Source organism: Caulobacter sp. HMWF025, from assembly GCF_003060965.1.
GTDB lineage: Bacteria > Pseudomonadota > Alphaproteobacteria > Caulobacterales > Caulobacteraceae > Caulobacter.
Genome location: NZ_QAII01000105.1, coordinates 18,985 through 38,931 on the forward strand (window position 1 = coordinate 18,985; position 19,947 = coordinate 38,931).

Sequence of the window (19,947 nt, forward strand, 5' to 3'; positions counted from 1 at the left end):
TTATGAAGCGCATTCAAAAATCCATCCTGACCGCGTCCGCCAGTGCGCTGGCCGTTCTGGTCGCCATGCCCGCCTTCGCGCAGGATACGCCCAATGCGGTCGACGAAATCGTCGTCACCGGCATCCGTGGCTCTCTGCAGGCGGCGCTGCAGCAGAAGCGGACCTCTGACCTGGTGTCGGAAGTCGTTACGGCTGAAGACATCGGCAAGTTCCCGGACAAGAACGTGGCTGACTCGCTGTCGCGCGTCTCGGGCGTCAATGTCGTGACGGGTTCGGCCGCCGCCGGCGGCTTTGGCGAAAATGAGCGCGTCAGCGTTCGTGGTACTGATCCGAACCTTAACCTGACCCTGCTGAACGGTCACAACATGGCCACCGGCGACTGGTTCGTTCTTGACCAGACCAGCGGCGGGCGCAGCTTCAACTACTCCATGCTGCCGTCGGAAGTTGTCGGTCGCATCGACATCATCAAGAGCTCGGCGGCCAACATTCCCGAGGGTGGCGTCGGCGGTACCGTCGACGTGCACACCCGCATGCCGCTGGACCTGCCCAGCATGACCGCCAATGCCTCGGTCCAGGGTCTCTATGCGACCCGCGCCGAGAAGTGGACGCCGCAGGTCTCCGGCATGCTCAGCTGGAAGAACCCCGAGAGCACCTTCGGGGTTCTGGTCGGCGCCTTCTACCAGGAGCGCGAATTCCGTCGCGATGGCCAGGAAATCCTCGGCTATTCGTCCTACGACAACTTCGCCGGCTCGGGTCAGACAGTTCTGGCTCCGAACCTGATCGGCAATGCCTTCTTCACCCAGACCCGTAAGCGCAAGGGCGTCAATTTCGTCTCCCAGTGGCAGCCGGACGAGAAGCTGGAACTGGCGTTCTCGGGCCTCTACACCAAGATGGAAGCCGACAATACCAACGTGAACCACATGGCCTGGGTCGGTAACCTGATCAGCGCCAACACCGGTCCGGCGGGTTCGGCCGGCAACGCCCTGACCAGCTACAAGATCAGCAACGGCGTTCTGACCGCAGCGACGTGGGCTGCTACCTCGCCGAACGGAACCAAGAGCCGCGGCCTGGTGCAGGATGACATCTTCCGCAGCGCGCACTCGACCTCGTGGGACCTGAACTTCGACGCCAAGTACCAGCTGTCGGAGAATGTGAAGCTGTCGGGCAACCTCGGCTACACCAAGGGCGAAGGGGCCACGGACGATACCGAGGCCTGGGAAACCTACTGGGAAACCGGCATGAGCTACGAGCTCGGCGCGCCGGTGACCAAGGTCAGCTATCCGGGTCTCGCCGCCGTGGGTTCGGCGGCCTATCTCAACAACTTCTACAGCTGGTCCTGGGGCGGCAAGGTCGATAGCCCGGATGAGGAGCTCTATGCCAAGGGCGACGTCGAATACACGGTCGACAACGGCTACCTGAAGACCCTGCTGTTCGGCGGTCGCTACACCGACCACACCCGCGAGGTGAACTACACTGCCTATGCCTGGTCCGGAAACGGCGTCAACAGCGGCACGTCCAATGTCGATCTGGGCTCGGTCGCCGGTGCAATGACCCCGTCGAACTACGGCGAGGACATCGGTCTGTCGGGCCAGGGCTATGTCACGGCCGACCGGGGCAAGGTCCTGTCGATCCTCAATGGCCAGAACGGCGGCCGTCAGTTTGCCTTCTATCCGCCGCTGAGCTTCTCGGTGCAGGAAAAGACCCAGGCTGTCTACGGCATGGCCAAGCTCGGCGGTGATCGCTGGCGCGGTAATGTGGGCGTTCGGGCCATCCATACCGAACAGGAAACCACCCAGTACTCGGCCAGCGTCCCGACCAAGACGGTCACCAACGTCTTCGGCAGCTGGGGTGAGCGCAAAGTCAGCCGCGACTACTGGGACATCCTGCCCAGCGCGACCCTGGTCGTGGACGCGGAAGACGATGTCGTGGTCCGTCTGTCGGCCGCCAAGGTCATGTCGCGTCCCGGCTACGCCCAACTGGCCGGTGCCTTCAGCCTGAACGACACGGCCGTCACCGGCTCGGCCGGCGGCAACCCTGAACTGGATCCCTTCCGGGCCTGGCAGTTCAACGCGGCCGCCGAGTGGTACTACAAGCCCGAGGCCCTGCTGTCGGTCGGCGTCTTCCTGCTGGACATCGAAAGCTACATCACCAGCACGACCTTCAAGGAGTACCATGTCACCCAGCAGACCCAGCAGCGTCTGGGTCAGGGCAAGGGCGACACCTTCACGATGACGGGTCCGATCAACGGGGAAGGCGGTACCAACCGCGGCTTCGAAGTGACGCTCCAGCAACCCATCGGTGGCGGTTTCGGATTCATCGGCAACTACACCTACTCGGACGCCAAGACCGACCTGGGCAAGCCGATCGATGGCAGCTCCAAGCACACCTATAACCTGACGGGTTACTTCGAGAACGATCTGGTCTCGGCCCGCCTGGCCTATAACTACCGGTCAAAGTTCAAGTCGGGCACCGACCGCGGCACCGACATGTTCCAGGACAACTTCTCGACCCTGGACGGCTCGGTCAGCGTCAATGTCAACGACACCGTCGCCCTGACCTTCGACGCCCAGAACCTGACCAATGAGAAGCTGAAGTACTTCGTGGGCACGCCCGACGTGCCCCGGGCGATCTATGACAACGGCCGGACCTTCTATGCCGGTGTCCGCCTGAAGTTCTAAAGCCCGTCGGGACGCCCGCCCCCTCTCCGGGCGTCCCGATCCTGCCGATCAAACGGCGATTGCATCGGCCGCGTCATGCTTCAGGATCACCTGATGTCGCTCTGGCCCTGCCTCGCCCGATCCATTTCTCCTGACCTGCAAGCATGGAGCTTGGGCGGGGCGCGTGTCGCTCCGCCCACTTTTTTGCCGGGTCGTTTCGTGAGAGCCCTCTGATGACCCTCGCCCGATCACTCATCGCCGTCCTGGTGTCCGCCGGAGCCCTTCTGGCCGCCGTCCCGGCCCTGGCCGCTCCCGTGGCGCTGACGCCCCTGCCGGTGAAGCTGACGACCGCCGAGGGGAGCTTTTCGCTATCTGCCCGCAGCCGGATCTTTGTCGCACGCGGCGATGTCGAGGCGCGGGGCGTTGCGACCCAGCTGGCCGATCTGCTCCGGCGCACGCGGGGTCTGAACCTCGCTGTCGTTGAGGGCGCGCCCCGGGCGGGTGAGGCCGGCATCGTCCTGGCCCGCGGCGGTCCCGCCGGAGAGGCCTACACCCTGCAGTCTGGCCCCTCGGGCGTTACCATCACGGCCGCCAGGCGGGCCGGACTGTTCTACGGTGCCATGACGCTCTGGCAGCTGGCCACCCAGGAGGCGGGCCGGGGTCCTGTGACCCTCCCCGCCGTGGCCATTGAAGACGCGCCGCGCTTTGGCTGGCGCGGCCTGATGATCGACAGCGCCCGCCACCTGCAGAGTGTGGAGACCCTGCGCGCAATCATCGACGCCATGGCAGCCCACAAGCTCAACACGCTGCACTGGCACCTGGTCGACGACCAGGGCTGGCGGCTGGAGATCAAGAAGTATCCGAAGCTGACCGAGGTCGGCGCCTGGCGCGTCCCGGCCGGTGCCGCGGGGCGCGATGCCCGCGGCAGGCCGGTACGCTACGGCGGCTATTACACCCAGGACCAGGTCCGGGACCTGGTGGCCTATGCCGCCGCCCGCAATGTGACCATCGTGCCCGAGATCGAGATGCCGGGCCATGCCCTGGCCCCGATCGTGGGCTATCCGGCGCTGGGGGTGAACCCGAACCCGCCGGCCATGGATCGCAACAACTGGGGCATCTTCCCCTGGCTCTACAATCTCGACGACTCGACCTTCAGCTTTCTGAATGACGTGCTGGACGAGGTCATGGACCTCTTTCCGAGCGACTACATCCATGTCGGCGGCGACGAGGCCGTGAAGGACCAGTGGAAGGCCAGTCCGAAGATCCAGGCCCAGATGAAGGCCCTGGGCCTGAAGGATGAACACGAAGCCCAGAGCTATTTCATCCAGAGGGTCGGCAAGCATCTCTCCGCGCGCGGACGCCGGCTGATCGGCTGGGACGAGATCCTTGAAGGCGGCCTGGCCCCCAATGCCACGGTCATGTCCTGGCGCGGCCTGGAGGGCGCGGTCGCGGCGGCTCGCCAGGGCCACGACACCGTCCTGTCGCCCTGGCCGCTGATGTATCTCGACAACCGCCAGAGCGCCTCGCCCGATGAGCCTCCGGGCCGCGGCCGGGTCGTCAGCCTGAAGGACGTCTATGACTTCGACCCCGCTCCGGCCGAGATGACGGTCGAGGAGCGAAAGCACGTGATCGGGCTGCAGGCCAACGCCTGGACCGAGCACATGCGGACCGACCGGCGGCTCGAGACCATGGTCTTCCCCCGGATGGTCGCCCTGGCCGAGCGCGGCTGGTCGCCGGCGACGACGACGGACTGGGCCGACTTCAATCGCCGTATGCCAGCGGAATTCGCGCGGCTGGACGCTCTGGGTGTGGCCTATGATGCCGTCCCCTTCGAGCCTCAGACGACCCTGTCGGCCGGTGCCGACGGCAAGGTTACGGTGGCCCTGGCCTCCAGCCTCGCCATCGGCGAGATCCGGTATGCCGTCGGTGGGTCTGAGCCGACCATGGCCTCGTCGCGCTACCAGCAGCCTCTGGTTCTGGCGGCCAATGACAAGCTCCGGGCCCGGACCTTCGTGGACGGACGGCCGCTGGGACGGATCCGTGACCTGTCCGTTCATCCCGATTCCCTGCTGACCCGGACCGGCCACCAGCTGAAGGCCTGCAGTGACAAGCTGACCCTGCTGCTGGAAGACGATGCTCCGACGACCGGCGACCGGGCGGTCTTCCACATCGACATCATGAACCCCTGCTGGATCTGGGAGGGGGCGGACCTGAGCAAGGGCGCGGTGCTCACGGCGCGCATCGGCCAGGTGCCCTTCAATTTCCAGATCGGTGCCGAGCGAGACCGTATTCCCCTGCGCGCTCCGGCCACGCCCGAGGGCGAGCTGGAGGTGCGGCTCGGCTGCGAGGGCGAGCGCATCGCCGCCCTCCCGCTGGGCAAGGCCGCACGCGAGCCGGCCCTCTCGACGATCGCCGGCAAGATCCCGGCCCGCGACGGCAGGCATGACCTGTGCCTGATGTTCACGTCGAAAAGCGTCGATCCCACCTTCGCTATCGACCGCGTCACGCTGAAGCCGAACTAGAGTTTTCGAGAGAGTAGATCCCGTGGCCAACCTCGTTCTCTCCGCGCCGCTCAAGGGCTGGATCGCCCCGCTCGACGAGACGCCCGATGCGGTGTTTGCCCAGCGCATGCTCGGCGATGGCCTGGCCATTGATCCGACGGGGTCGACCCTGCATGCGCCCTGCGATGCTGTGGTGATCTCGGTGCACCGTGCCCGTCATGCCGTAAGTCTTCGCGCCGCGAACGGGGCCGAGATCCTGATGCATCTGGGCCTGGAGACCGTTGCCCTGGACGGTGCGGGCTTTGAGGTGCTTGTGCGGGAGGGCGAGACGGTCACGACCGGACAGCCGCTGATCGCTTTTGATCTCGACTTCCTGGCCCAGAACGCCCGCAGCCTAATCACGCCGGTCCTGGTCACCAATCTGGAGGCCTTCCGGATCGTCACCCGGCATCAGGACCGCCCGACCGAGGTCGGTGAGGCGCTGATGGAACTCGTTTCACTCGAGGCCCGGCTCGCCGCTGCAGACACTCAGGATGGGGCGATCGAGGCGACGGTCGTCGTGCCGCTGAAGCATGGTCTGCATGCCCGCCCCGCAGCCCGCATTGCCGAGGCGCTACGGCCGTTCGCGGCCGAGCTCTCATTCATTCACGGCGACCGGCGCGCCAATGCCCGTAGCCCGATCGGCGTGATGGCGATGGCCATCCAGCACGGCGAGACGATCCGGGTCCTGGCCGGCGGGGCTGACGCCGAGGCGGCGCTTGCGGCGGTGGTCTCGCTGATCGAAAGCGGTATGGGCGAGGCCGGACCGGCACCCGCCAGGGCCGTGGCCGCCGTCTCTCCGGTGGTCGTGACCGAGATCGCCGCGATCCCGGCTGAGGGCGTGCTGAAGGGCGTCCGGGCGGCACCGGGCCTGGCCATTGGCAAGGCCGTCCGCCTGGCGCACAGCGAGATCGCGGTCCGCGAAGCGGGCGCCGGTATCGCCATCGAACAGGCCGCTCTGGCAGAGGCCATGGCCAGGGTCCGGGGACGGCTGACGGAGGCATCGAGCCATGGTGACCGGGCGCGTCAGGCGATCCTGGCCGCCCACCTGGCCATTCTCGATGACCCCGAACTCACAGCCCAGGCCCAGGCACTCATCGCGCAGGGCAAGAGCGCCGGCCATGCCTGGAAGCAGGCGATCGGCGGCTATGTTGAGGCGCTGAAGGGCCTGGGCGATGCCCGCATGGCCGAGCGGGTTGACGATCTGATTGACCTGCAGCGCCAGGTCCTGCGGGCCCTGGCCGGAGAGGACGAGCACGCCGCAAGCCTCGCGCCCGGCTCGATCCTGCTCGCCGACGAACTGATGCCCTCCCAGCTGATGGGACTGGAGGCCGGGGTGCTGGCCGGCTTCTGTACGGCGCGCGGCGGCCCGACCTCGCACGTCGCCATCCTCGCCGCCGCCATGGGCATTCCGGCCCTGGTCGCTGCCGGGGGCGCGGTCCTGACGATCGAGGACGGGGCGGCTCTCATCCTGGATGCCGATAGTGGCCAGCTCCGGGTTGCCCCCGATGCTCCCGCCCTGGAAGCCGCCCAGACCCGGCTGGCCCAGCAGCAGGAGCGCAAGGCCGCTGCACGCGCGACGGCCCACCAGACCAGTGTCACGCGCGACGGGGCTCGTATCGAAGTCTATGGCAATGTCGGATCGCTCGGCGATGCCGAAGCCGCCGCCGCCAACGGGGCCGAGGGCTGCGGTCTGCTGCGGACCGAGTTCCTGTTCCTCGAGCGGGAAACGCCGCCCGATGAAGACGAACAGGCGCGGCAGTATCAGGAGATCGCCACCGCGCTCGACGGCAAGCCCCTGATCGTCCGTACACTGGATGTCGGCGGCGACAAGGCCGCGCCCTATCTGCCGATCCCGGCCGAGGAGAATCCGGCGCTGGGCCTGCGCGGCGTGCGCGTCTCGCTCTGGCGGCCCCAGCTACTCAAGACCCAGCTCCGCGCGATCCTGCGGGTTCAGCCCGTCGGTCAGTGCCGGATCATGGTGCCCATGGTCGCCAGCCTGGACGAACTGCGCGCCGTCCGCGCGGTTCTGGACGAGGCGCGCCGCGAGCTGGGGGTCAGCGAGACGATCGAGCTCGGTGTCATGGTCGAGACCCCGGCGGCGGCGGTCACCGCCGACCTGCTTGCCGCCGAAGCCGACTTCCTGTCGATCGGTACCAATGACCTGACCCAGTATGTGCTGGCCATGGACCGCGGAAATCCGGAGGTCGCCGCGCGGATCGATGCCCTGCATCCGGCCGTTCTGCGGATGATCGCCCAGACCTGTGCGGGCGGGGCGCGGCATGGCCGCTGGGTCGGGGTCTGTGGCGGGGCCGCCTCCGATCTGGCCGCCGTGCCGATCCTGCTAGGGCTCGGCGTCACCGAGCTTTCGGCCACGGCCTCCAGCGTGCCCGAGGTCAAGGCTCTGGTCCGCCGTCTGGATCTCGAAGCGTGCCGGAGGCTTGCGGCTCAGGCCCTTGACCTGAGCTCGCCCGAGGCCGTCCGCGAACTTGCCGGGGGCTTTCTGGCCCAGTCTACCGAAGTGAAGGCCTAAGCGATGAAGTCACCGCTCGAAGTGCTGCAGCCCCTGGGCCGTGCCCTGATGCTGCCGATCGCCGTGCTGCCGGTGGCGGCCCTGCTGTTGAGGCTGGGCCAGGGCGACCTGCTGGGTGCACCGGCGCTGGCGGCGATGTCCGGGGGGCTGTCCTTGACCCTGGCCAGTGTCTTCGGCGCGGCAGGCGGAGCGATCTTCGGAAATCTCGGCCTGATCTTCGCCATCGGTGTGGCGGTGGGGCTCGCGCGCGAGAACCATGGCGCGGCGGGCCTGGCCGGCGTGGTCGCCTATCTCGTCGCCACCAAGGGGGCGGACGCTCTGATCGCGGTGCCGCCCGAGGTCGCTGCCAAGGCGGTTGAAGGAACCAGGGACCTTGTCGTCGCCGCCTGGAAGGCCAAGGAGATCGGCAAGCTCTCCATTCCGGTCGGGATCCTGTCCGGCCTGATCGCGGGCACGCTCTACAATCGCTACAGCACCATCAAGCTGCCGGAATACCTGGCTTTTTTCGGCGGGCGGCGGTTTGTGCCGATCGCGGCGGGCCTGGCCGGCGTGGGCCTGGCCCTCGTCTTCGGCTTCGGCTGGGGCTTTCTGGAAGCCGGCGTCGACGGGCTGAGCAGCCTCGTCGTCGCGTCTGGCGATGTCGGGCTCTTCATCTATGGCGTGCTCAACCGCCTGCTGATCGTGACCGGCCTGCACCACATCCTCAACAACGTGGTCTGGTTCATCCTCGGCGACTTCAACGGCGCAACCGGCGACCTCAACCGCTTTGCCGCCGGCGACCCGACCGCCGGGGCCTTCATGAGCGGCTTCTTCCCGGTGATGATGTTCGGCCTGCCGGCCGCCTGCCTTGCCATGCTGCACACGGCCCGGCCGGAGCGCCGCAAGGCGGTGGGCGGGATGCTGACCTCCCTGGCCCTGACCTCGTTCCTGACCGGCGTCACCGAGCCGATCGAGTTCAGCTTCATGTTTCTGGCCCCTCTGCTCTACGCCGTCCACGCGGTGCTGACGGGCCTGTCGATGGTCATCATGAACCTGCTGGACGTGAAGCTGGGTTTCGGCTTCTCCGCCGGCCTGTTTGACTATGTGCTGAACTTCAACAAGGCCACGCGGCCCCTGCTGCTGATCCCGGTGGGGCTGGCCTATGCGGGCGTCTATTACGTCGTGTTTCGCTGGGTGATCATCCGCTTCGATCTCAAGACGCCCGGCCGCGAGCCGGACGAGGCCATCACTATCGCGGTTAAGGCGGCGGCCGGCGGCCGGGGTGAGGACTTTCTGACCGCCCTGGGCGGGGCCGCCAATCTGGCCTCGGTTGATGCCTGCACCACCCGCCTGCGACTGATCGTGACCGGCGAGGGTCAGGTTGACGAGCCCCGCCTGAAAGCCCTGGGGGCCCGCGGGATTGTCCGCCCCTCGGAGCGCGCTCTGCAGGTGGTGCTGGGGCCGATCGCCGATCAGGTCGCCGGTGAAATCCGCGCCGCCATGGGAGGCGCAAGCGTGGCTCGTTCGGCGACTGTTCCGGAACCACAGCCGGCCGTCGAGGCCGGTGACCGGGTTATGGCGGAGCGTCTGGTGGCCGCCCTCGGCGGGTCGCGCAATATCGAGACCCTGGGCAGCTGCACCAGCCGCCTGCGTGTGGTGGTACTCGATCCCCTGGCCATCGATGAGGCCGCGCTCAAGACCCTGGGCGCACGCGGCGTGGCCCGGATCGGCGAGCGGACGATCCATGTGGTGATGGGGCCGCAGGCCGATGCCCTGGCCGAGGCGATCCGGCTGTTGCCCGCATGACTGTGACCCGTCGGGACGCGATGATGGGCGTCGTGGCCGGTCTTGCCCTGCCGGCCCGGGCCGGTGCCGGCGACGCGACCGCTTGGCTCAACCCGCCAACGATCTGGAAAGCCACCAGCACCGGCCTGACCATGCGGGCCGAGACCGGATCTGATTTCTGGCGCAAGACCCTGGTCAACGACGCGATCATCGACAGCGGCCACCTGTTCTATCGAAAGGTCGCCGGCGACTTCGTGAGTACCGTAACCGTAGACGCCGACTATGCCGGCGACGCCGACCAGACCGGCCTGATGGTTCGCGCCGATGCGGCGAACTGGATGAAGACCGGGGTGGAATGGCTGCATGGCCGGCTGAACTCGGCCACGGTCTTCACGCGCGACGGGTCTGACGGCTCGGTCAGCCCGCTGCCCGGCTGGACCGGGCCGATCCGGTTGCGGGTCAGCCGACGCGGTCCGATCCTGGCCTGTGCCTATGCCAGGCCGGGCGAGGCCTTTGTCGATGTGCGTCTCGGGCCTCTGGCCATGGGCGAGACGGTTCAACTGGGCTTGACGGCCTGCGCACCGTTCGGAAAGCCGTTCGAAGCGCGCTTTTCCGGCTGGACGGTCGAGACGCCTCAGGCCTCATAGCCGAGGTCCGCGATCACCTCGGCCAGAGCCCTGGCCTGCGGGGCCAGCGGCTCGCGATATTGCCGCCACCGCCCCATCGAGCGGTCATTTAGCGGCTCGCTGACCTGGGCATAGCTCGGCGTCGGCGCATAGCGACGGTTCTCGTGGAAGCGCAGGCAGGCCGGTTCGAACGGCAGGTCGAGATGGTCCAGGAGCCGCCGTGTCCAGGTCTCCTGATCCGCCACCAGATCCTCGTAGCGCACGGCCAGCGCCGCACAATCCATGGCCCTGGCATAGCGCCCGGTCAGGGCATGGACGGCCTGCATGTGTGTGGCGATGTCCTCGATCCGGTAGCCGCAAAACTCGCCGTGAGTCAGGTTGTGGGACAGCATGGAGACGGCGGTGTCGAGCGGATGGCGAACCATGCGGATCAGCTTCGCCTCGGGGAAGGCCGCCAGGATTACGGGGGTCCAGACCTCGCTCAGCGGCATCTTGTCCGTGAACAGGAGCGCCCCGGTATCTCTCAGGCCGAACCGATCTGCACGGTCCAGGTAGTGGTCCCGCAGAACCTCTCCGACGCCGGGCTGCCAGAGGGCGGCGAGGCCTCCGAACCGGGTTTCGAGCAATCCCACCAACTCGGAGACGAAAGGCAGTTCTCCCCCGGCCGCGATCGCCGGATGGCTGGTCAGGATCTGTTCGACCATGGTTGTGCCGGAACGGGGGAAGCCGAAGATGAAGACCGGCTGCGGGCCCCCGGCCCTGGCGGCAGCCGGCGGTTGCCCCCGGGTCTCGACGAGGCCGGCCAGGGTCTCATACTCCCGCGCCACGGCATCGGCGTCGTAGGCGAGGCCATCCCGTGCCGCGAGCCTGGCCTTGCCGGCCGTGAAATCAGCGAAGGCCTCGGCGGGGCGGCCCAGCTTCTCCTTCAGCCGTCCCCGTTCCAGCAGGGCATCCCCGCCGGGCTGGCCCGGTACCGCCTCGATCACGGCGAGGGCTTCGGCGTGTCGCCGTTCCCGGTCCAGCAGGATGGCACGGCGCAGGGTGACGTCGTGACCGGCCCGCTCGGCGCGATCCAGCAGGGTCCGGGCCGCAGCCAGGTCGCCTGCCAGTTCCCGCAGCCTTGACCAGTGAGCGAGGGTCTCGCCGTCATGGGGCTGGAGCTGGTCAGCCCGGACGAGCAGGGGCTCGGCCGCTTCCAGCTTGCCCTGTTCAATCAGGTTGGCGGCGAGGGCGACCTGGGTCGGTGGGTGGTCGCCGACCAGATCCAGGGCCCGGCGGTAGGCCTGTTCGCCGCCGGGCAGGTCGCGTCGCCGGGTCAGCAGGGATCCCAGCATGGCGTGGGCCTGGGCATTGCGGGCATTGCGGGCCAGGGCGGCATGGCAAGTGGCCTCGGCGTCATCAAACCGGCCCAGGCCGGCCAGCAGGATGGCGAGATCGTCGCGCGGCCAGTCGAGGCCGGGGGCGAGGCTGATGATCCGTTCCAGGATCGCAATGCCCTGTCCGGCCTGGCCCCGTTGCTGGAAGACCAGGGCCAGGATTTCCAGGGCGTCCACGTCGTCGGGGGCCTGGTTCAGCCGAAGCCGTGCCGTGGCCGCCGCCCGTTCGACCTGACCTGCATTGAGCAAGCCGCGCGCCTGTTCGATCAGGCCATGGGGCGGAAGACTGTTGTCGTCCACGGATCCCCCTGTGGCGGCGCCCGGGAGCGCAAAAAGGCTGCTGGGGCGCAATCTATCGCGCCACCGGGCAGGCGGACAACTGTTTCGACCCTGACTACGGACCAGGTCGTTCATCGACGCGACGTGCGACGGGGCTTGATTTATATTATCAATGGAATGATTTTGGGCGACATCGAATGGACCCCGAAAATGGGGGTGAACGAGGAAACACCGTGACTGCCAGGCGTCATCTCACGACCATCGGATTCGCAACCGCGCTGCTGCTGGCGGGTGTGGCCCGCGCTCAACCTGTTCCGACCTATCTGGGCGTCGACATTTCTTATGCCAACGAGATGGATGACTGCGGGGCGGTCTACACATCTGCGGGGCAGCGGGTTGAGCAGTATGCGTTCTTCAAGTCGGCCGGAGCCAATGTGGCCCGGATCCGCTTGTGGAATAACCCTGATTGGACGTCCTATTCCAATCTCGCCGACGTCAAGAAGAGCATCGCCCGGGCTCGCAAGGCGGGCCTGCAGGTGCTGCTGGACTTTCACTATTCTGATGACTGGGCCGATGGCGAAAAGCAGCTCGCGCCAAAGGCCTGGGCGAAGCTTTCGACGCCGGAGCAGGCCCGGGCGCTCTATGCCTATACGCGCGAGACCCTGGCAGAGCTCGACGCCGAGGGGCTGATGCCCGAGCTCGTCCAGGTCGGCAACGAGACCAATGGCGAGATCGTCTCGACGCTCGCCCGAGCCAAGGAGCCCATCAACTGGACCCGCAATGCCCTGCTGTTCAATGCCGGGATCAAGGCCGTGCGGGACGCTGGAGCGACCTCAAAGATCGAGCCGCGCGTGATGCTCCATATCGCCCAGCCGGAGAACGTCGAACCGTGGTTCGCCGCAGCGGCCAAGGCGGGAGTCACAGACTTCGACATGATCGGGATCAGCTACTACAGCAAGTGGTCCCGCAGCTCGATGGCGCAGCTGGGCCAAACCATCAACCGCCTCCGCTTCCGTTATGCCGCCGATATCCTGGTCGTCGAGACGGCCTATCCGTTCACGACGGAGGGGGCCGACAGTTCGCCCAATCTTCTCGGTGAGGATTCCCTGATCCCGGGGTATCCCGCCACACGCTCGGGTCAGAAGAAGTACCTGATCGACCTGACCCAGCTGGTCATCGCCAATGGCGGAGCCGGGGTCGTCTACTGGGAGCCTTCATGGGTCTCGACCCGCTGCAAGACGCGTTGGGGCGTCGGGTCCAACTGGGAGAACTCGGCTCTGTTCGACTTCAAGGGCGAGGCCCTGGAAGGCGTAAGCTGGCTGAGCACGCCCTATGCCCATCCTGTCGAGGTGACCTTCAGGGTCGCGGCGAAGGATGAGCCGGTCCGCTTTATCGACGGGGACTTTCTCGCCGGAGCCGGTCCCTTGCCGATGGTCAGGGACGGGCAGGACTGGACCCTTCGGACACGCCTGATGCCCGGGACCGAAATCACGGTCGCTACGGCTTTGACGGCCGATGCGGTGGCGGATGCGCCCGCTGTCTCGGGAGTTATCGGCAAAACGCCCTCCGAAGTTTCACTAAAATGACACCGGTGGCTTGTCATGTATCATTGATATGATAAATAGGCTTCAAGCGCGGGCATGGTCTCGACGCGGAAGCGCCCAAAGAGGTGCAAGCCAGCTTCGACGCGAACGCTCGCGTCTCACTGAACCAGCGGGTGTCGCGCTGGCCGCTCAGCAAAAATCACAACGTGGCTGCGCTCGCAGAGGTGTGGCGCGCCTGACCTATGGGGGAACACATGACTCGTCATTCCATCCTGCTCGCCGCCGCAAGCGGCTTTGCCCTGATCGCCGCGACGGGTGCTCACGCCCAGTCCGCCCCGGCCGGCGAAGCGGCCCAGGTTGAAGAAATCGTCGTCACCGGTGTGCGCAAGAGCCTCCGCGATGCGCTGGCCGTGAAGCAGGGCTCGGATAAGGTGGTCGAGGCCATTTCCGCCAAGGACATCGGTGTTCTGCCCGACGTCACCATCGCCGAATCCATCGCCCGCCTGCCGGGCGTAAACGCCACCCGCGACCGGGGCAATGACAGCCAGGCCGTCGTGCGCGGCCTGGGTGCCCGCCTGGTTTTGGGCACCGTCAATAGTCGTGAAGTGGCCTCGACGGAACCGGACCGCAATGTGCGCTGGGAGATCTACCCGTCGGAAGTCGTCTCGGGCGTGCAGGTCTACAAGTCGCAGTCGGCCGACCTGATCGCCGGTGGCGTGGCCGCCAGCATAAACATCGATACGATCGCTCCGCTCGACTACAAGGGGCCCAGCTTCGTGGGGCGTGCCGGTCCGGTCTATTATGACGGCGGCGAGGACATTCCGAACTATGACCGTACTGGCTATCGGGCCAGCGGCTCCTTCGTGCACAAGTTCAGCGACGATCTGGCGATCGTCCTGGGGCTGACCAGTCAGCAGCAGAAGAACGGCTATCCGTCGTTTACGGGCTGGGGCTACAACGACCATCTGGCCCGTCCGCCGGCCGGTGCCAGCGACTACAGCGGCGACCTGAACGGCGATGGCAAGCTGGATGCCACGCCCTGGGGCGCGCAACTGTCGGTCAGCCGCATCGACCAGAAGCGCAGCGGCGTTTCGACCGGCCTGCAGTGGAAGCCGTCCGACCGCTTCGAGCTGAAGGGCGACATGCTCTATTCGAAGATCAAGATTGACGAGCGGCAGGACCAGACCGTCTGGGGACGGAATAACTGGGGCAACTGGAACAACGGCAACTGGGGTGACTATCACGCGACGGGCGCGTCCTTCACCGTCCTGAACGGCTCCGTTGTGGCCGCGACCATCCCCTGGAGCTCGGTGACGACCGTGCTGTCGCACTACACCGAAGACAAGGAACTGCTGGTCGGTGGCCTGAACGGCAAATGGACCGCCGACCAGTGGGTCGTGACCGGCGATGTCTCGTACTCGAAGGCTGAGCGCAGCAATACTTGGAAGGCCGTTCGGGTCGAGGCCTATCCCAGCTCGACCAGCTTCGACACCCGCGCCGGCAAGACCCCTACCATCACCACCAGCCAGGCCTCGTCTGGCCTCGCCCAGTTTGCCAACCAGTGGGGCTCCAATGATGGTCCCGAGCATCTGAACGATGAACTGAAGGCTGCGGCCTTCGATGTGGGTCGCGACCTGGGTGAAGGCGCGCTCAAGAGCGTCAAGTTCGGTGGCCGGATCTCGGACCGCACCAAGGATCACAACCGCTTCAGCTTCTCGACCGCCCCGACGGGTGCCACCGTGCCCGGCAACCTGTTCACCAGCTACAAGGTCTCGAGCGTCAATGTCCCGGCCGTCCTGACCGGTGACTTCGACAAGATCGCCGCCATCGCCTACGGGGCCAACGCGTTCAAGCCGTCCAACGCCTCTGAAGAGCTGGCCCAGCGCTGGAGCGTCAACGAGAAGGTCGCTGAAGGCTACGCCATGGCCAACTTCGCCACCGATGGCGTCGCGGGTTCCTGGATGACCGGCAACTTCGGGGTTCGCGTCGTCCACACCAAGACAAGCAGCGACGGCTACCGGCAGGCCACGGGCTCCAGCCCGCTGGCGGCCGTGACGGTCGAACACGACTATACGGACGTCCTGCCGAGCGCGAACGTGAAGTTCGACTTCGACGAAGGCCGGATCGTGCGCCTGGGCCTCGCCCAGGTGGTGGCCCGTCCGCCGCTGGACGAGCTGCGCGCCAGCCGCACCCTGACCAGCTGGGCCCCCTATACGGGCAGCGCCGGCAACCCGAAGCTCGATCCATTCAAGGCCCTGCAGTTTGACGCCTCGGCCGAATGGTACTTCCGTCCCGAAGCCCTGCTGGCGGCGTCCTACTACTACAAGAACGTCGACTCCTACATCGGCTGGAAGCAGAGCCCGGTCACCTATGCCGGCACCACCTACGCCGTCTCCAGCCCGACCAATGGCGGTTCGGGCTATATCCAGGGCGTCGAACTGGCCTTCCAGACGCCGTTCTTCTTTGCGCCGGGCATCCTCAGCAAGTTCGGGATCTATTCGAACTATGCCTATGTCGACTCGGACCTGAAGGAGTTCTCGCCGGCCAACAATCCACTCGACATGACCGGTCTGGCCAAGCACACGGCGACGGTCGACCTCTGGTACGCCGATGGTCCGGTCGAGGCCCGCCTTGGCTACAAGTACCACAGCCCGATGACCGTGATTTACGGGTGGAGCGGCGCGGACCTGCAGACCCTGGAGAGCGAGAAGACCCTCGACTTCAGCTCGTCCTGGCAGATCAACAAGACCCTCGGCCTGCGCTTCCAGGTCAACAACCTGACCAACGAGGCGCTGCGGATGTATCGTGACAACAAGCCCGACCGGATCGGCCGCTACGACGTCTACGGCCGTCGCTATCTGATGGATGTGACGGTGAAGTTCTAGGCCGTCATTCCTTCCCGACGATCCCTGTGCCGGGGAGGGGGCCCGCATGGTCTCCTCCCCCTTTTTTTGATTTCGTGAGAGGCTCGCCCATGGTCCAGATCAATCGCCGTCAGGCTCTGGCTGCAACGGCCGGCGTCGCCACCCTGGCCCACGCGCCGTCAGGCCTGGCTCAGACTGCATCGGTCTCTACGGTCGATCTGGCGCCGCGCGAGCGCCTCTCTCTGGACTTCGACTGGCGCTTCGCCCTGGGCCATGCCCGGGACCCGGCCCGTGACTTCGGGTTCGGGGCCAACCAGCGCACGTTTGCCAAGGCCGGCGCCACGGCCGCCAACTGGCGGGTTGCCGACGCCGCCCAGGCCGATTTCGACGACAGCGCCTGGGCACCGGTCACCCTGCCGCACGACTGGGCCGTCACACTGCCCTTTGTGAACAACCCGGACTACAGGCCCAGCGGCAAGCCCGACGACGAGGATCTGCGCGCTGCCCACGGCTACAAGCCGCTGGGTCGAGAGTTTCCCGACACCAGCGTCGGCTGGTATCGCAAGACCTTTGCCCTGCCCGCCACAGACGCCGGCCGGCGCCTCTCCATCGAGTTTGACGGGGCCTTCCGCGACACGACGGTGATCGTCAACGGCTATGTCCTCGAGCGTGAGGACAGCGGCTACAGCCCCTTCCGTGTGGACATCACCGACATCGCCAATGTCGGCGGCGACAACATCCTGACGGTTCGCGTCGATGCCAGTCTCGGCGAGGGCTGGTTCTATGAAGGGGCCGGACTCTACCGCCACGTCTGGCTGGTCAAGACCGCGCCGGTCCATGTGCCCCAGTGGGGCGTTTTTGTTCGCGCCCGGACCGATGGCACGGTCGAGATCGACACTGATCTGGTCAATGAGAGTGCCGTCCCGGCTGCGTTTGACCTGAGCCACGCCGTGCTGGAGGCGTCTGGCAAGGCTGTGCTGGCCGTGGCACCGGCCACGGGGCGTCTGCCGGCCTGGCAGCGCCAGAGCCTGTCCCAGACCGTGACCCTGGTCGCGCCGGATCTCTGGTCGCTGGAAAATCCGCACCTCTACAGCCTCGTCACCGAAGTGAAGGTCGGCGGGGCGGTGGTCGACCGGTTCGTCACCCGGTTTGGCGTGCGGGCGGTACGGTTCGACCCGGACCTGGGCTTCTTCCTCAATGACAGGCCGGTGAAGCTGAAGGGTAGCTGCAATCACCAGGATCACGCCGGGGTCGGCGCGGCCCTTCCCGATGCCCTGCAGGTCTGGCGGCTGGAACAGCTGAAGAGCATGGGCTGCAACGCCTATCGCACCTCGCACAATCCGCCGACGCCCGAGCTACTGGATGCCTGTGACCGGCTGGGACTGCTGGTCATTGACGAGACCCGCCGGATGTCCAGCGATCCGACCTCCATGGACGAGCTGGAACGGCTGGTGCGCCGCGACCGCAACCACCCCTCGGTGGTCCTGTGGTCGATCGGCAATGAGGAGCCCCAGCAGGGCACGGCGCGCGGGGCCCGGGTGGCCCGAACGATGAAGCGACTGGTCAATCGCCTGGACCCTACGCGCGGGGTCACCGCCGCCCTCGACTCCGGCTTCGGCGAAGGCATTACCGAGGCGCTGGACGTCATCGGCTTCAACTATCGCCACGAGAAGATGGACGAGTTTCACACCCGTTTCCCCACGCTGCCGATCATCGGCAGTGAGAGCGGCAGCGTGGTGACCACGCGCGGCGAATATGCCCGCGACGAGGCCAGGAGCTATGTTCCGGCCTATGACACCGACCACCCCTGGTGGGCGACCACAGCCGAAAAGTGGTGGAGCCATGCGGCGGACCGCCCGTGGATGGCCGGTGGCTTCATCTGGACCGGCTTCGATTATCGCGGTGAGCCGACGCCGTTCAACCGCTGGCCCAGCATCAGCTCGCACTTCGGCGCGCTCGACACCTGCGGCTTCCCGAAGGACAACTATTTCTACTACCGCGCCTGGTGGCGGTCAGAGCCGCTGCTTCATCTGCTGCCGCACTGGAACTGGGAAGGCCGCGAGGGCCAGCCGGTCGCGGTCTGGGCGCACAGCAACTGCGACAAGGTCGAGCTCTTCCTGAACGGCAAGAGCCAGGGGGTTCGGGCGGTGGTACCAAACCACCATGTCGAGTGGTTGGTGCCCTACGCACCGGGTGTGCTTGAGGCCCATGGCTACAGGAACGGCAAGCTGATCCTGCGGGCCCGACGCGAGACGGCCGGTCCTGCAGCGGCCCTGCGCCTGACCGCTGACCGCGTGCGCCTGAAAGCTGACGGCCAGGATGTTGCGATCCTAAAGGTCGAGGTGCTGGACGCGAAGGGGCGACCGGTGCCGAAGGCCGATGACCTGGTGGCCTTTGACGTGGCCGGGCCTGGTCAGGTGATCGGCGTCGGCAACGGCAATCCGACCAGCCACGAGCCCGACGTGGCCAGTCAGCGCAAGGCGTTTAACGGCCTGGCCCAGGCCATCGTCCGCACCCGTCGCGGCGAGCCGGGCGCCCTACGGATCACGGCCTCGGCGGCGGGGATCAAGTCCTCGACGGTGATCCTCGCGGCCGAAGCCGGCCTTTAGACGCGGACGTTTACCTCGGCCGGGCCGTCGGACATCCGGCCGATGACTCGCGCTGATGTGAAGCCGGCCCCAGTGACCGCAGCGAGGACGGCTTCGACATCCTGAGGCGCGACGGCGATGAGCAGGCCGCCGCTGGTCTGGGGATCGGCCAGAAGGTCTCGTCGCCAGTCTGGCGTGCCGGGTGGCAAGTGAACCGACAGACCATAGCTCGCCCAGTTGCGGACCGCGGCACCCGTCCGGACACCGGCCTGGGCCAGATCGGCGACGTCGGGCAGCAGGTCAGGGGCATTGCCGTCGAGCTGCGCAGAAAGTCCGGCACCGCGGCACATTTCGAGCAAATGCCCGAGCAGTCCAAAGCCCGTTACGTCGGTCACGGCATGGACCCCCTCGATCTGGCCGAGGGTTGCGCCGACGCTGTTCAACTGGGTCGTTGTCGCGATCAGCGCGGCATAGCCTTCGGGGGAAAGGCGCTGCTGCTTGAAGGCTGCGCTGAGGACGCCCACCCCGAGGGCCTTGGTCAGGATCAGCACATCCCCGTTACGCGCGCCGCGATTGGACAGCACGCGGTCTGGATGGACGAGACCCAGGGCGACCAGGCCATAGATGGGCTCGACGCTGTCGATCGAGTGGCCGCCGGCGATCGGTATGCCTGCGGCCGCGCAGACGGACGCCCCGCCGGCCAGGATCGCGCCGATGGTTTCGACCGGCAGCCGGTCGATCGGCATGCCGACGATGGCCAAGGCGAAGATCGGTGTCGCGCCCATGGCATAGACGTCCGAGAGGGCGTTGGTGGCGGCGATGCGCCCAAAGTCATGGGGATCGTCGACGACCGGCATGAAGAAGTCCGTCGTCGCCACCAGGGCCTGGCTGTCGTTCAGCCGCCAGACGGCCGCATCGTCCGAGGTTTCGGTGCCGACCATAAGGTTGGGGAACAGGCCGGCGGCAGGCGACTGGGCCAGGATGTCCCGCAGCACGGCGGGCGAGAGCTTGCAGCCGCAGCCGCCGCCATGGGCCAGGGAAGTCAGTCGGACGGGATCTGGCACAGCGGTCGTCTCCGAAGCGGTCATGTCGGTCGGACCTTACGATTCCCGGAGAGCCTGCGCATAGTCTCGACAGACTGATCGCGATGGACTGTACCGAATGACTTGTTTCTGC

At 66.7% G+C, this 19,947-nt stretch carries 10 protein-coding genes; 8 read left to right on the forward strand and 2 right to left on the reverse strand.

Annotated elements, in window-relative coordinates; all coding sequences use genetic code 11:
• Window positions 1-2: 2 nt before the first annotated feature.
• From DBR10_RS11770 to DBR10_RS11790, 5 genes are all read left to right on the forward strand, one after another.
• Window positions 3-2,678, forward strand: a complete 2,676-nt coding sequence (locus DBR10_RS11770) for a TonB-dependent receptor (RefSeq protein ID WP_108556360.1) — start codon at window positions 3-5, stop codon at window positions 2,676-2,678.
• A gap of 212 nt (window positions 2,679-2,890) precedes the next feature.
• Complete coding sequence (locus DBR10_RS11775; protein ID WP_108505121.1) at window positions 2,891-5,179, forward strand: family 20 glycosylhydrolase; 2,289 nt, start codon at window positions 2,891-2,893, stop codon at window positions 5,177-5,179.
• Window positions 5,180-5,201: 22 nt separating this feature from the next.
• Entirely contained in the window at window positions 5,202-7,730 is a 2,529-nt protein-coding gene (gene ptsP / locus DBR10_RS11780) for a phosphoenolpyruvate--protein phosphotransferase (RefSeq protein WP_108505122.1), read from the forward strand.
• 3 nt (window positions 7,731-7,733) lie between these two features.
• Complete coding sequence (gene nagE / locus DBR10_RS11785) at window positions 7,734-9,515, forward strand: N-acetylglucosamine-specific PTS transporter subunit IIBC (RefSeq protein ID WP_108505123.1); 1,782 nt, start codon at window positions 7,734-7,736, stop codon at window positions 9,513-9,515.
• On the forward strand, window positions 9,512-10,141 hold the full coding sequence (locus DBR10_RS11790) for a DUF1349 domain-containing protein (RefSeq protein ID WP_108505124.1): 630 nt from the start codon (window positions 9,512-9,514) through the stop codon (window positions 10,139-10,141). The genes nagE and DBR10_RS11790 overlap by 4 nt, the downstream gene beginning before the upstream one ends.
• Here DBR10_RS11790 and DBR10_RS11795 read toward each other — a convergent pair.
• Window positions 10,129-11,796, reverse strand: coding sequence for a tetratricopeptide repeat-containing sulfotransferase family protein (locus DBR10_RS11795; RefSeq protein WP_158272213.1), 1,668 nt, complete (start codon window positions 11,794-11,796; stop codon window positions 10,129-10,131). The two genes, DBR10_RS11790 and DBR10_RS11795, sit on opposite strands and share 13 nt — an antisense overlap.
• Window positions 11,797-12,008: 212 nt before the next feature.
• Here DBR10_RS11795 and DBR10_RS11800 point away from each other — a divergent pair, with 212 nt between their 5' ends.
• From DBR10_RS11800 to galA, 3 genes are all read left to right on the forward strand, one after another.
• On the forward strand, window positions 12,009-13,361 hold the full coding sequence (locus DBR10_RS11800; RefSeq protein ID WP_233243390.1) for a glycoside hydrolase family 53 protein: 1,353 nt from the start codon (window positions 12,009-12,011) through the stop codon (window positions 13,359-13,361).
• A gap of 212 nt (window positions 13,362-13,573) precedes the next feature.
• Window positions 13,574-16,204 (forward strand): TonB-dependent receptor, encoded by a 2,631-nt coding sequence (locus tag DBR10_RS11805; protein WP_108505127.1) that lies wholly within the window; start codon window positions 13,574-13,576, stop codon window positions 16,202-16,204.
• Window positions 16,205-16,293: 89 nt separating this feature from the next.
• Complete coding sequence (gene galA / locus DBR10_RS11810) at window positions 16,294-18,792, forward strand: beta-galactosidase GalA (protein WP_108505128.1); 2,499 nt, start codon at window positions 16,294-16,296, stop codon at window positions 18,790-18,792.
• Here galA and selD read toward each other — a convergent pair.
• Entirely contained in the window at window positions 18,789-19,835 is a 1,047-nt protein-coding gene (gene selD / locus DBR10_RS11815) for a selenide, water dikinase SelD (protein WP_108505130.1), read from the reverse strand. The genes galA and selD overlap by 4 nt on opposite strands.
• Window positions 19,836-19,947 lie beyond the last annotated feature (112 nt).